Source organism: Leptolyngbya sp. GB1-A1, assembly GCF_039962475.1.
Taxonomy (GTDB): domain Bacteria; phylum Cyanobacteriota; class Cyanobacteriia; order Elainellales; family Elainellaceae; genus Leptolyngbya_A.
Genome location: NZ_JAMPLI010000019.1, coordinates 1 through 15487 on the forward strand (window position 1 = coordinate 1; position 15487 = coordinate 15487).

Consider the following 15487-nt stretch of genomic DNA (forward strand, 5'->3'; position numbering starts at 1 on the left):
TTCAAGCCAGTTAAAGCGCGCAGCAAGCGGTCTTGTGTCAGCACCCGTTCAATATCCAGCATTTGCTTATCCCATTTCTGCCTTCTATTCTTGCTTATTTCCCGACAAGTCTATTAGCTTACTAGAGACCACAGCGGACGGAGAAGAAACCTTTCGCTGGAATATATTAGCTGGAACTTTAGCGCACTATGGGGGTAGCACTACATCCCGCAACTTTAGCCCCTGTGGAGTTTGTCTGGAACAAGGGACTCCCGTCCTTTTTTCCCATCCCGAACGGTATTTCACCTACTTCCAGGCAACTAACACCCCCATCGTAGAAGGCTTGGTGTTGCCTCTCATTGCGGATAGTCATATCTTCGGCACAATCTGGATTATGTCGCACGATGAGCAGCGGCATTTTGATGCAGAAGACGTGCGGGTGATGACGAGTCTGGCAGACTTTGCAGCCGCAGCTTTGCTCTTGAACCAGCGCCAAACCCAGGAACTGCTGGCAAAAAATGCTCAGCTAGAGGTGGAGGTGGTTGAACGTCAGCGATCGCATGAAGCCTTGCGCGAATCGGAAAAACGTTTGCAGGTGATGGTTGAAAATCTGCCCGGTGGGGCGGTGTTTGTCGTTGACCGCGATTTGCGCTATTTGCTGGCGGAAGGAGAAGCGTTGCTTGCCGCCGGATTCAAACCCGAAGATCTCGTTGGGCGAACCATTTTTGAGGTAATGCCGCCCGAATTGATACCGACTTACGAGGCGCTGTACCGGAAAGCGCTGGCGGGTGAGCCGTTTGAGCATGAACACAATGCTCACGATCGCACCTATGTTTCCCACGGAACGCCGCTTCGATCGCCAAATGGTGAAATTAATGCGGTGCTTGCCGCTTCTTACGACATCTCTGAACGTAAAAAAGCTGAAGCAGCCCTGCGCGAATCCGAAGCAAAATATCGATCGCTGTTTGAGTCGATCGACGAAGGCTTCGCCGTCATCGAGGTTCTTTATGACGAAAACGGTAAGTCTTACAATCACAAAATCATTCAAGCCAATCAAGCATTCTCGTCACATTCCGGCATTGAAGCTCCCGAAGGCAAGCTGGCGAGCGAACTGATGCCGGGCGTTGAGCAATTTTGGAACGAGCTTTACGCACGGGTAATTGAAACGAATGCGTCCGAGCGAATGGAAGTGCATTCGGAGGTTTTTGATCGCTGGTTCGAGGTTATCGTTTCGCCGTTGAATGACGGTTCAACGCACTGCGTCGCTGTCGCCTTCGTAGATAACACCAAGCGCAAGCGGTCGGAAGCAGCCCAGCGCAAATCGGAAGCAAAATATCGATCGCTGTTCGGGAATATCAACGATGGCTTTTGCATTATTGAGCTGCTGTGTGACGACGGACGGCTAACTAACTTCCGATTTTTGGAAGCGAATCCAGCCTTTGAACAACAAATCGGAGTGACGCAAGCGATCGGCAAAACTGCCCATGAGCTTGTGCCCAATTTAGAAGCCGAGTTTTTCACAAACTGTGAAAGGGTTCTGGCAACAGGTGAGCCGACCGAGTTTGAAAATTATTCAGCCGGTTTAGATCGGTATTACCGGGTGTCGGCATATCCACACGGCGACCCCCAGAATAAACAACTGGCGCTCTTGTTCAACGACATCAGCGATCGCAAACACACAGAAGTACAATTGCGCCGCGCTGCCGAACTCGATGCTTTTCGCGTCACGTTATCGGATGCGTTGCGATCGCTCTCTGATCCAGCAGCGATCCAGGGAGAAGCGTGCCGATTGGTAGGCGAGCAGTTGAGCATTGATCGGGCCTTCTATACCGAGATCAATGAGACCGAGGGCTGGGCGTTGATCGAGCAGGACTATGTTGGCGACGGCTCGTTTTCGATCGTTGGCGTTTTGTCATTGTCAGACTACAGTTGGGCGCTGCCGGTCTATAACAGGGGTGAGATACTCATGGTCTCAGACGTGGCAAGTTCTGACCTCATTTCTGAGTCCGATCAGAATGCAATGGGTGCGATTCAGGTGGCTGCCGTTGTGGGGATCCCGCTCATCAAAGAAGGTGTGTTGGTAGGAGCCTTCGTTGTCGCTGACTCTGAGCCGCGAGAATGGACAGATCTCGACATCGAACTGACGTGGGAAACTGGCGAACGCATCTGGGCGGCGATCGAACGCGCTCGTGCCGAAGCTGCTCTGCGCGAATCAGAGATTCAGCGGATTCGAGAACAAGTCGCCCGCGAAGAAGAACGCCAACAAGCCGAAACCCTCGCAGAACTCGATCGCGCTAAAACCCTTTTCTTTAGCAACGTTAGCCATGAACTCCGCACACCGTTAACGTTGATTCTGGCTCCTCTGCAAGATGCACTGAAGCATGTGGGAGAGTGGGAGCATACTGATCCATCTACCCATCTACCCATCCACCCATCTACTCTCAAACACGACCTCCAACTCGCCCATCGCAATAGCCTCCGCCTATTGAAACTGGTCAATACCCTGCTCGACTTCTCCCGTATTGAAGCCGGACGCATGGAAGCGGTGTACGAACCGACTGATTTAGCTCTGTTTACAACTGAACTTGCCAGTGTATTTCGATCGGCGATCGAACGGGCAGGTTTACAGTTGATTGTTGATTGCCCACCCCTACCTCAATCTGTCTTTGTCGATCGGGACATGTGGGAAAAAATTATCCTCAACCTACTCTCCAATGCCTTTAAGTTCACTTTTGAGGGCGAAATTACGGTTAGGTTATATTCCACCGAAGGTAATCAAGCCATCCTTCAGATTCAGGACACCGGCACTGGAATCGCCCCCGAACACCTACCCCATCTGTTTGAGCGGTTCTATCAAATCCGAGGGACACAAGCCCGCACCTATGAAGGATCAGGCATTGGTTTAGCCCTGGTGCATGAACTGGTTCGATTGCAGGGTGGCACGATTGAGGTGAGTAGCACCCTAGGAAAGGGAACTTGCTTTACGATCGCCCTTCCTCTGGGGACAAGGCACTTACCCAACGATCGCCTACGGCGCGATGGAGCCATTCCCTTTCAAAATCAAGACGATCGGCTCCAGCCCACTCGCACCCTGGTATCTACCGCAATCAATGCCACTGCCTACATTGCAGCGGAGCTACCCGAAGAGGAAGAGGAGCAAGAGAGCAAGGAAGCAAGAGAACCGGAAGACGTTATCTCCGATGCTCCCACTCCCCGCTGCTCCGCCCCGATTGCCCATGTCCTCCTCGTCGATGACAACACCGATATGCGGCAATACCTCAGCCGTATCCTCAGCGAATACGTTCAAATTCAAGCGGTTGCAGATGGAGCATCAGCACTAGCAGCAGCGCAAGCACAAGTCCCCGATCTAATCTTGAGTGATGTGATGATGCCAGGATTAGACGGTTTCCAGTTACTCCAGGCATTGCGGTCTGACCCTCGTACCCGTGAAGTCCCAATCATTCTGCTTTCTGCCCGTGCCGGAGAAGAGGCGATCGTCGAAGGACTGAAAGCCGGAGCAGACGATTACCTGATCAAACCTTTCTCAGCGCAAGAACTCATTTCCCGCGTCAATGCCCACCTTCAGATGGCACAGCTCCGGGGCGAAGCACTTCAGGAGGCAAGACGCATCATTCGCAGCCGGGACGAAATGATCTCCACCGTTTCCCATGAGCTGAACACACCCCTGGTTTCGATTCTGGGCTGGACGCGCCTACTGCGGAACAATCCTCCTAATCCGGTTATGCTCACGAAAGCACTGGACACGATCGAGCGAAATGCAACACTACAAGCCAAGTTGGTGCAAGACCTGCTCGATATATCGCGGATTACCGCAGGCAAACTGAGTTTGAATCCTCAACCCATTGCACTGGAATCGGTGATTGAAGCCGCGATCGCAACTGTCGCGCAAACCGCAGCAGAGAAAGGAATTCGTTTAACCTGGCAGGAAAATAGGACGGAGCCTGTTGCCGTTATGGGAGATAGCGATCGCCTCCAGCAGGTGATTTGTAATCTCCTGACCAACGCTATTAAATTTACGCTAGTCGCAGGCAGCGTTAGTGTAGAACTGGCAGTGCTTGATAACTATGATTCTGCGAATCGTGCCTATGCCGAAATTCGGGTTATGGATACGGGAATGGGCATCGCGGCTGAGTCTCTGCCCCAGGTGTTCGATCGCTTCCACCAAGCCAGAGCATCTGATGCAGCGAAAGGATTGGGGTTAGGATTAACGATCGCCTGCCATATTGTCGAACTTCATAAAGGCACGATTCATGCTGAAAGTGCAGGAGAAGGACAGGGATCAACTTTTATCGTCCGCTTGCCGCTTCTCTCATGATCTCTCATGAATATTCCATCACGAATCAACTCCACCATTCAACTCCACCACGAATCACCCATGACCTGATTTCCAATCTTGGCGTTGCTGAATAAGCGTGCCCCCCTAGCCCCCCAAAGTTGAGGGGAACCAGAATTCAAAGTCCCCCAGCATTGGGGGATTTAGGGGGCGATGCAGAAGCTAAATTTGCACCGTTCATATCCCGATTCAGCAACGCCCCAATCTTTTAGCATCCCAAGCGTACCCCTGAAACTAGCCCGGAATTTGAAGCATTGAAAGCGCGAAATCATTTTGTCAAGCATTTGATGAAGGGCAGCAATTTTTACGATCGAGAACGGAAATGGTAGGGTTCATGTCTTTATCAAAGCAAAGGGAACAATTGGTTGAACGAGTGAATGAATTATAGAGGCTATTTCAAACAATCTAATCGAAAATAGAAAAGAGAGCGTTTGCAGTGGTGAAAACGATGAAAAAATCTGTGATTTGAGTATCTAGATCTGACAGTTTCACACAAAGCTGTTAAATGGAACCGTCCTGTTATCCCGCCAAGGTGGGCACTTCAATTCCCTTAAAACGGGAGAAATCAACCGTGACGAAATCAGCAGCGGTAATCTGATTGGCTTTGACGTTAGAAAGAACTGCAAGCCGCTGATCCCCTACCCCGACGACAACGTTTTTGCCTCGCTGCACCATATCGAAAATCTCAGGGTTTAACCCGATCGCCAGTCCCAGTTTGTCTTTACCGTTCTGAAAATCTTGAATGACCTCTGTGCCGCTGTCGAGGGTCAGCACGAAAGTATCTTTGCCAGAACCACCTGTGTGAGTATCGCGTCCTGCTCCGCCGAAGCTGATATCGTTTCCTGTGCCGCTATTGAGGTTATCGTTGCCTGTACCACCGCAAAGAACATCACTACCACCCCTACCAGAAAGGACATCATGGCCTCCTTCGCCGCAGAGAATGCCGCCAATGCTGCTGCCCTGTATCTGTTGGCTGGTATTGTTGCCCAGCAGCAGCGGAGTTTTGCTGGTGAATGTCGATGCGGATGACGTGAAAACGTTATAGTCTACTCGATAAGTGACGGTTGCTCCTCTGGGACGAAATGAAGCATCTCTGCCTTGAGTCACCAAGCTTTTTCCAGTCGAGTCGCCGCCAGAATCAAAGTCACCCACTGTACCCGTTTGAGAAAAATATTTGGCGGTGAACTTTGACGAGGAGGAGGGGCTGATATCTGCTTCATCATCGCCAACGGGATCAGCATCTTTCACTGCAATTTCAAAAGTGTTCGATTCCCTTAATGGATCAACGGGCTGAATAAAGGTGAAGTTTGGTCTGACATCATCATTATCTTTGTCAAACACGCCGCTGTTACGAGTTTGTCCATTGATCGTAAGCGATGTTTTGAAATCTGCTTTGAACGATGAAGAGAACACCACCTGAGTATCAAAGCGATCGATCGCCGTAATTCGTTCAACCGTAACCCCTAGCTCTGCGCGTGTAATTGGAAGAGCCGCAATACTCAAGACGTAAGGGGAACGAGGTGCGGTGGCAAGGGCATTTACGCCAATCAGATAAGTACCGGGTGCCAAATTTTTGAAGCTGATCGAATCAACCGCAGTGCCAGGTTTAAAGGAGTGGGCGATCGGGTTGCCTTCGGGTGAAGACATCAAAACTAAGTTTGCATTTGCAACCTGCGGGGCAAGTGCTACACCAAAACTGGTGGGCTGAGTGGTAGTGAAGCGATAGATATCAAAGGTATCGGTAATCCGCAGATCAGAGGAACCAATTGGAATGAGTTCTCCCATGTTCCCCTCAACGACTAGACTACCTGCTAATGTTCCAATATTGTTTGCAAAGCTTGGACTATTGTTTGGTTCACGGTCTAGAAATACCATCGCTGAGTTTTCTGAATAAAGGGATACTGGAAATGGGTGGTGAGCGATTTAATGCTGAATTCAAGCAGAGGAACGGTTAGATTGAGTTGAGCTTGACTTAAATGGTGGTCAGATGGTCGATTCATTGGGAACAGCGTTGTTCGAGCCATGCCCGTACTTCTGTCTCTAAATCTCTGTCTCTGAATCAAAGAATACTCTGCGTCCTAGCAGCGGATCGTGAATCGCCCAATAAGGATTGCCAAATTTATCTTTGCGTGAATAAATTTTGGGTTCATTCGAATGCGGCGATCGAGTTAACGATTCCATGCCAAATTTGTTTCAAGATTGATGCAAAGCTAGATCTGGTTAATTCGTCAAATTTTTATCGGCTATAAGTTCTAGCTCTTGGTAATTTGCAGATTGGTTTTTTATAATGATTTTTTCTGAGCGATCGTAACAGGTTGACTTTGAGACGAATCGATTGATGGTTTTCCCGTAATCTCAGCTGTAAATTGACTGAGATCAAAGACAAGCGAATCCTGACGAGCAAGGGTGTACCGTGCCGCAATCGCACAAAGTTTGCACATATCGTTTCTCTGAATTTGCTACTTGTGAATTTACTTGTGAATGATGTAGTAGTCGTTCACGATATCCTGCGGTAGTCGTTTGATTTCCACCTGCTTAAATCCAGCTTCGGCGAGCATTCGCAATGCGGTTTCCTGTCCCCACATTGCTCCTAAACCCATGCCGCCATAAGCAAGCGAAACAGTCATACAGTGCATACAAGAAACCGTGTAGAAGTAGGGAGCCAACGGGTTGTCTAGGTTGTCCTCAACATTCGTTGCACCCCGAATTTCCTGCATCAGGTAGATTCCATCAGCACGTAATGCTCGGTAGATGTTGTGCAAGACCTGATCGGGTTTTGCCTGGTCATGGATGGCATCAAAGGTTGTGATGAGATCGTAGCGATCGCACTCCTCGATCGTGGCAGCATCCCGAACCCGGAACTCGATATTGCTCAGCTTGTGCCGTTGAGCTTCAGCATTGGCAGTTGCGATCGTTTCACCTGAAAAGTCGTAGCCTGTGAATCGACTATTGGGAAAAGCTGCTGCCAAAACATTGAGTACTTTTCCACTGCCGCAGCCCAAATCTAAAACATCAATGCCTTGCTGGAGTGCTTCACCCAGTCCAGAAATGAGCGGCAGCACCTCATCGATTAATGGCGCAACCGTTCCTTGATTAGTCACTTCTGCCATCACCGTATGAAAGCGTTTGAAGGCAGAATAGGGAACCCCGCCGCCTTGATAGAAGCAGTTGATTACTTGGTCTTCGACGGTCGCTAGCATGGGCGGGAACTGGGCGATCAGGGCAAGATTATTGGGTTCCGCAGCACGGGTGAGAAATGCGGCGTGTTCTGTGGGCAGCACATAGGTTTTGGCGATCGGGTCATACTCGACAATGCGACCTGTCACCATCGCATTGAGCCACTCGCGCACATAGCGTTCGTTCAGTCCAGCCGCGTTGGCAATTTGCTGGCTGGTGGAGGGCGGCAGTTCTGCCATTGTGTCGAAAAGTTCGGTACGATGTCCGATCGAGACCATCAAGTCGATCGCACTACTGCTAATAATATCCAGCATCCGCCCTGCAAAGGCTTCGGCTTTAGCGTGGTTGAATTGGGTTGGGTTGAACAGTTGGGTTGTCATGGCTAGCTCCTTCACTAACTAAGGAATAAATGGATCGTGGTGGATCAGTTTGGGGGGTGAAGCAAAGCGGCGTTTCTCCACAGCATTGTGCATCGCTGGGATATTTTGAAGCCTGTTTTTTAGACACTGCCTGAGTCTGTCTAGAATTTTGGATTCTGGTGGTTCAGACAGTGTCTTGGGACAAGAGCGAGCTGTAACATTCGGATCTTCTTTCGATTCAGTTTGCAGCAGTCGCGATTGATTCAGTAACACGGTCAAAAACAACTTTACTGTTACTGGTCGTGCAAGTTAGGCATCCAGTGTATCCTGACGCTCCTTATCAAATCGTGAATTCGTTGCATTCAACGTCTCTTGATGCTCTTGCTCGAACCGATCGCTCATAGCATTCAACGTGTCCTGATGCTCTTGCTCGAACCGATCGCTCATAGCATTCAATGTGTCCTGACGCTCTTGCATCCAACGCTCGCTCATAGCATTCAATGTGTCCTGACGCTCTTGATCAAACCGTGAATTTGTTGCATTCAATGTGTCTTGATGCTCTTGCACCCAACGATTGCTCATAGCATTCAATGTGTCCTGACGCTCTTGCTCGAACCGATCGCTCACGGTCAGGGAGGGGGCTGCAACGGCACTGAGTGCCAAAACGGATAGACTTGCAAGGATAAAGCGATTCATGATGTTTTTTACTCCGATTGTGAATTGAGTTGATGTGAGTTAACAGAACTGAAAAGTGGAATTGAAGTGGAACTAAGGAGCCAGGAAGGGAGCGTTGTTTGTGTGCTTCACTTGCTCTCACGTCCTACAGATGCAGATTTGTTTTCCAACCCATGAATACAAGTTAGCGATCGCAGCGTTCCCAAACCGTTCCCAAATCGTTCCCAAATCGTTCTCGTCTCAAAGCCTGTTCTAAAGCTGCATTTAGAGGTTGAGGGCTTGAGCGAACACAAGGACATCGGGGGTACATTGCTCAGGTCTGAATTAAGCTCTGTAATGAAATTTGGAAGATCCGCCGAAAATCCTGTAACTGGGTGTAAGCTCAAGGAAAAATGGACAATTTAGAGGTAAATGGGTGATTTAAGAGCAATGCCTCTAACCTTACAAGTCAGATTGTTAGGTGAATGGTCTATCACCTACGGCGATCGCGTTGTTCCGGGCATCAACTCAGCGCGATCACAGGCATTGCTGGCTTACCTGATTCTCCATCGTCATGCGCCCCAACCTCGTCAACGGCTTGCCTTTCATCTCTGGGCAGACTCTACTGAGACGCAGGCGAGAACGAATCTTCGCAAAGAGCTGAGCTATCTGCGTCGAGATTTACCCGAAGCTGACCAATTTCTTCTGACTGACTCAAAAACGCTGCAATGGTCGCCAACGGCTCGATTCACCGCCGATGTCATTCAGTTTGAGCATGAATTAAAGGCAGCACAAACTGCTGATGCTGGGACAAAGCGATCGCGGTTAGAACAAGCGGTTTCTCTTTATCAAGGGGATTTGCTGCCCAACTGCGAAGACGAGTGGATTATTCCCGAACGCGAGCGGCTCCAGCAAATGCGAGTGAACGCTCTAGAACAGCTCATTAATTTAATGAAAGACCAGCAGGACTATCGAACAGCGATCGTCCATGCTCAGCAGTTACTACGGGTTGATCCCCTGAATGAAGCAACTTATGCCTCGCTGATGCAGCTTCATCATTTGAGCGGCGATCGATCGAATGCCCTGCAACTTTACCACCGCTGCATGACGATGTTGCGGGAGGAGTTAGGCGTTGATCCCAGTGCCGCAACCCGCGATCTTTACCAGCAGATCCTCAACGAGGATGAACCCCATCCTGCCAACAATTCCCCTATTTCCCTTACACCTCCGACCGTTCCCCCTACTCTCCCACCCCCTATCTCTCAGCAGGATTGGGGCGAAGCGATCGATGTTTCTGTATTTTATGGGCGGGAAAAAGAGCGATCGACTTTGCAGGAATGGATCGTCAATTACCGATGTCGGATGGTTCTGCTTCTGGGAATGGGTGGCATTGGCAAAACCTCGCTTGCGGTCAAAGTGGCGCAGGAACTTGTCGGAAGCGAAGGAGCGAAGGATACATCCCCCGATTCCCCCACCTCCTCATCTCCCCATCCCCCTTTCGAGTTTGTCATTTGGAGATCTCTCCGCAATGCGCCTCTACTCGAAACCCTCCTGACAGACTTGGTTCTATTTTTGTCTGAGCAGCAGGACAACAAAGCCGAGACCGGGCGGCTGATTCACTGGCTCAAGTCCCACCGCTGTCTGGTTGTTCTGGACAATGTGGAAAGTATTTTTTTAGAGGGCAATGCGAAGCAGTTTCCGCTGCGGAGTAGTCCAGCTGGTCAATATCGTCCTGGATATGAAAACTATGGAGACTTATTCAGGTTGTTGGGTGAGGTGCAGCATCAGAGCTGTGTGCTGTTGACAAGTCGAGAAAAACCTGCCGAAATTGCGCTTTTGGAAGGAACAGAAGCCGTGCGATCGCTGCAATTGGGCGGAGTTCCAGAAGCAGCATCAGCAATCCTGGAAGCCAGGAAATTAATCGGTTCTGAGGAGCAGAAACAGCAGCTGTGTCAGCGGTATAGCGATAATCCCTTAGCGTTAAAAATTGTTTCTACTTCCATTCAAGATTTATTTGACGGCAGCATTGCAGATTTTTTAACTCAAGATACAGGCGTTTTTCACGGTTTGTATCAACTTTTAGATCAGCAATGTTTAAGAAGTTCCGGGTTTGAAAGAAATGTCATGTTCTGGCTGGCAATTAATCGGGAGCGAACAACGCTTGCAGAACTGGCTGCTGATTTTGTGCCCGCTGCTTCTCGTGCCGATTTATTTCAGGCTTTGGAATCGCTAAGCTGGCGATCGCTCCTGGAAACCCAGGCAGCAGGCTATACGCAACCGCCGATCGTCATGCAATACATAACCGATCGCCTGATTGAATGGATCTGTGATGAGATCGAAGAAATGGCAGCTAGCGAGGAACAGTCATCTCTTGCTCCGGCGACTCATTCGACGACGCAATTCGCCTGTTCCAGATTGCCCAAACCTGAGTTTGCTGTTCCCTTGCTCCATAGCCATGCTCTGCTCAAAGCCCAGGGGAAAGATTACATTCAGGAGATTCAAATTCGCCAAATTGTGCAGCCGATTTTGCATCAACTTCAGATGCGGCTGGGCAATCGCGCTCAGGTTGAGCAACGGTTGACTCGAATCCTGATTAGCCTAAGTCAGGAAGCATCGCAGCGATCGGGATATGCAGCGGGAAATCTGCTGAACCTGTTGATTCATTTGAAAACCGACCTGACGGGCTATAACCTCGCTGATCTTGCCCTCTGGCAGGCAGATTTGCGGAATGTCGGGTTACATCAGGTCAATCTGGCAAATAGTGATCTGTCGAAGACCGTCTTTACGGAAACCTTGAGCCTGACGCTAGCCGTCGCGTTTAGCCCGGATGGTCAACTGCTGGCAACGGGCGACACGAATCGGGAACTGCGGATCTGGCGAGTGGCGGACGGCAAAAATTTGCTAATTTGCCAGGGGCATACAAACTGGATCTGGTCGGTTGCCTTCAGTCCCGATGGTCGAATGCTCGCGAGCGGCAGCGATGACAAAACGATCAAGCTGTGGGATGTACAGACCGGGCAGTGCCTCCAGACGTTACAGGAAGCTCCTTATCAGGTCTGGTCGGTTGCCTTCAGTCCCGATAGTCGAATGCTCGCGAGCGGCAGCGAATCGTCTGTTGTTAAACTTTGGGATCTGAAAACAGGGAAATGCTGCGCCACCCTGGAAGGACATACCAACTGGGTGCGATCGGTTTCGTTCAGCCCTACCGATCAACTCCTGGCGAGTGGCAGTGAAGATGGAACGGTGAAGCTGTGGGATCTCAAATCTGGCAAATGCTGCAAAACTCTGCAGGGACACGAAAAGGGAGTCTGGTCGGTTGCCTTTAGTCCCGCTGGTCAATTCTTGGCAAGCAGCAGCAGCGATCAGACGATCAAACTGTGGGACTTTGAGCCTGGCGAATGCACTAAAACGCTGTGCGGACATACGAACTGGATTCGATCGATCGCCTTTAGCCCCGACGGTCAATTTCTGGCGAGTGGCAGTGAAGATCAGACCGTGAAGCTGTGGCAGGTGGACACCGGAGAGAATTTCCAAATTTTGCGCGGGCATACCAGCTGGGTGCGATCGGTTACCTTTAGTCCCGATAATCAAACGCTAGTGAGCGGCGGCGGCGACCATACGGTCAAGTTTTGGCACTTCCACACCGGACAATGCTGGAAAACGCTCCAGGGCTATACCAATCGAGTGCGTGTCGTTGCATTTAGCCCGACCGAACCACTGCTCGCAAGCGGCAACGACGATTACACCGTTAAACTCTGGGATAGCCGCACGGGGAACTGCCTGCATACGCTGAGAGGTCATACGAATCCGGTTTGTGGTGTTGCGTTTAGTCCAAATGGTCAGCTTCTAGCAAGCAGCAGCGATGATCATACCGTCAAGCTCTGGAGCATTTCGAGCAAACAGTGTTTGCACACCTTATCGGGACATACGAGCCGCGTCTGGTCGGTCGCGTTTAGTCCAGATGTTCAGCTTCTAGCAAGCAGCAGCGATGATCATACCGTCAAGTTCTGGAATGTTCAAACCGGGCAATGCCTGCAAACGTTGCAGGGACATACCAGTTGGGTCTGTTCAATCGCCTTTAGTCCCAATGGTCAAATGCTCGCGAGCGGCAGTTATGACCAAACGATCAAGCTCTGGAATGTTCATACAGGTGAATGCCTGAAAACCTTGCAGGGACATCAAAATTGGGTTTGGTCGGTTGCGTTCAGTCCTGATGGTCAAACGCTTGCCAGCGGTAGCGGTGATCATACTGTGAAATTGTGGAATACGATGACGGGAGAATTTTGGCGATCGCTAGAAGAACACAGCAGTCGCATTTGGTCGGTGGCATTTAGTCCTGATGGTCAAACGCTTGCCAGTGTCAGCAGTGACCAAACGGTGAAATTGTGGGAAGTCGATACAGGTTATTGTCTGCATACGCTTCAGGAACACACGAATCTCATCTGGTCGGTGGCATTTAGTCCCGATGGTGAAACGCTTGTCAGCGGCAGCCAGGATGAAACGATTAAGCTCTGGAATATTCGCACTGGAAAATGTTTGCACACCCTGAGAGCCGATCGCCCTTATCAGGGAACTAATATTGCAGGCGCGATCGGGCTGACCGAAGCGCAACGAACGGCATTAAAAGCATTAGGAGCAGTCGAACGGGACAGCACCGTAAACGACTCTCCTACGCCCCACTCCCTCCCACTAATCGGACGCGACCAGGAATGGAGCCTGCTGCACAGTTGGCTAACCTCGGATCACAGTTCAGAAATCCTGCTGCTATTGGGCGAACCCGGCATCGGCAAAACTCGCCTGCTGGAAGAACTGGCTGCCACCGTGCGAGGTCATCAGGGCCAAGTGCTGTGGGGATTTGGATTTGAAGCAGAAATGCTGCGGCCCTATGGAGCCTGGGTGGATGCGCTCCGATCGCTCCCTGCCCCATTCCTGGCAGACTTGCCCTCAGAACTTCGATCGCTGTTTCCAGAAACTTCTCCGAAAGCAGAAGAACCGACTGATTTAAAGCGATTATTTGATGCGGTGGTGCGTTTGCTGTCGCAGCTTGCGCTCAATAAACCGACGATCGTGATTTTGGATAATATGCAGTGGCTCGATGAAGCCTCAAGCGCGCTGCTGCACTATGCGGCTCGCTTACTGGGTCATACGAGAGTACGGTTTGCCTGTGCTGCCCGTTCCCGGGAATTAGCAGTCAATCAGCCCGTTTACAAACTGGTGCAATCCCTGCGCCGCGAAAATCGGCTGCAAAGCCTGGAACTGCCGCTTTTGAATCAAGCCCAGATTGTACAACTTGTTCAGCAAGTCGATCGCTCGGTCGACGGCAACCAGATCTTTGCTGAGAGTGGTGGGAATCCGCTTTTTGCACTGGAAATTGTCCATGCCATTGCTCAACACGGAACAGCTTGTTCTGAGAGCCTGGAGGCACTGATTCAGGATCGACTTCAGCAGCTCAGCCAATCCACAAGAGAATTTTTGTCCTGGGCGGCAGTTCTGGGGCGCAGCTTTAACCCCACGACGATCGCTGAAATTGCCGATTGCTCTCCAAACAAACTGTTGATGGCGATCGAAGAACTGGAGCAAGAAGGCATTATCCGTCCAGGAGCAATCATTCAAGGTGAAACCCAATACGACTTTGTGCATGATATTGTGCGTCAGATTGCCTATCACCAGCTTTCCAACCCGCGTCGCCGTTTAATGCATCGGCAAATTGCTCAGGGATTGAAAACCTCTTTTGCCACGGAAGATTCCTTTGCCAGCGAGATTGCTTACCATGCCTCACAGGGCGGCGAACACGGATTGGCAGCATCTGCTTGTATCATCGCGGCGGAACGCTGTTTGCGCCTGTTTGCCTATGCCGAAGCTTCACAGTTAACGCAGCGAGGACTGGAGCACTGCCAATATCTGGATCACTCAACGCAGGTACGCTGCCGCATTGAGCTACTCAAGCTGCATGTTTTAGCAGGCGTGAGCAAAGATCGATCTGTCCAACTCGAAGCCGAATTACACCAGCTGATTGAGGAAGCCCGTGCTTTGGATTTGCAGGACGAAGAAGCAACCGGATTTGAAGTGTTGATTGCGCTGAATTATGAGCAAGGCAATTTGACAAGCGTTCAGGAACATTCACTGCGCGCGATCGAGCGGGGTCGGGCTGCGAGTTCCACCACAACGGCTCGAATGCTGGCTTACACAGGCTGGTGTCTGGCGGAAACCGAGCGTGAGATGTCTCGTGCAGAAGCTTTGCTGCTTGAGGCACAATCTCTAGCTGCCAGAGCTGGCGTGGAGCTCATTGATATTCCCTGCGGGATGGGCTGTGTGCGTCGTCATGCAGCGGATTATGCGACGGCTCGATCGCTCCTGCAACAGGCATGGCAGATGGCGCAAGCAGAGCAAGATCACTGGCGAGAGTGCGCTTGCTTAACCTATCTGGCAATGACGGAGCTAGAAGCCAACAACCCGATCGCCGCCATCACCTATTCGTCTGAATTAGCAACCGTTGCCGCCAAAATTAGCGGAGAGGGGAGTGAAGGAGCCTTTGCTGCCGCCCTCGATGCCCTTGCTCGCTATTCGATCGGACAAAATGGCGCAGAGCTGATGCTGGAGCAAGCCCTGTCCGCCCTGCAACAAATGGATTCTCAGCGAATGCTGGCTTATACGTTGACGTTCGCCGCAGAGATTGATTTAAAGTATCATCGAACAGAACTGGCGATCGCTCGTGCCGAAGCTGCTTTCAGGGCAGCTCAGATTGTGGATCATCCCAGTGAAATCGCCCTTGCAGGAGCAACCCTGGTTTGCAGCAAATTTGGCAGTGGCGATCATAAAACTGCACTCGAATTATTTAAAAATCTACAGCAGAGAATTAATATATATCTGATCAGTGAACGAGCGCGAACCGCAATTCAACAGCTAGCAGAGCAGTTAGAGAATTAAGTCCTTAGGCGACTAGCTAATCAACATCAAAGACGGT

5 protein-coding genes are annotated in these 15487 nt (G+C 50.6%); 2 read left to right on the forward strand and 3 right to left on the reverse strand.

From position 1 onward, the window contains the following. Positions 1-34 precede the first annotated feature (34 nt). On the forward strand, positions 35-4315 hold the full coding sequence (locus NDI45_RS17485; protein WP_348248098.1) for an ATP-binding protein: 4281 nt from the start codon (positions 35-37) through the stop codon (positions 4313-4315). A 537-nt stretch (positions 4316-4852) separates the two neighbouring features. On the opposite strand, the gene NDI45_RS17490 is transcribed toward NDI45_RS17485, so the two are convergent. The 3 genes from NDI45_RS17490 to NDI45_RS17500 form a co-directional block, all read right to left on the reverse strand. Continuing rightward, positions 4853-6208, reverse strand: a complete 1356-nt coding sequence (locus NDI45_RS17490) for a calcium-binding protein (RefSeq protein WP_348248099.1) — start codon at positions 6206-6208, stop codon at positions 4853-4855. A gap of 596 nt (positions 6209-6804) precedes the next feature. After that, the gene (locus NDI45_RS17495; protein ID WP_190794483.1) at positions 6805-7890 is read right to left on the reverse strand and encodes a class I SAM-dependent methyltransferase; all 1086 of its coding nucleotides are present in this window, start codon (positions 7888-7890) and stop codon (positions 6805-6807) included. A gap of 288 nt (positions 7891-8178) precedes the next feature. Beyond that, positions 8179-8565, reverse strand: a complete 387-nt coding sequence (locus NDI45_RS17500) for a hypothetical protein (protein ID WP_348248100.1) — start codon at positions 8563-8565, stop codon at positions 8179-8181. A gap of 408 nt (positions 8566-8973) precedes the next feature. Between NDI45_RS17500 and NDI45_RS17505 the strand changes: the two genes are divergently transcribed. Further along, entirely contained in the window at positions 8974-15450 is a 6477-nt protein-coding gene (locus NDI45_RS17505) for an AAA family ATPase (RefSeq protein ID WP_348248101.1), read from the forward strand. Positions 15451-15487: the final 37 nt, after the last annotated feature.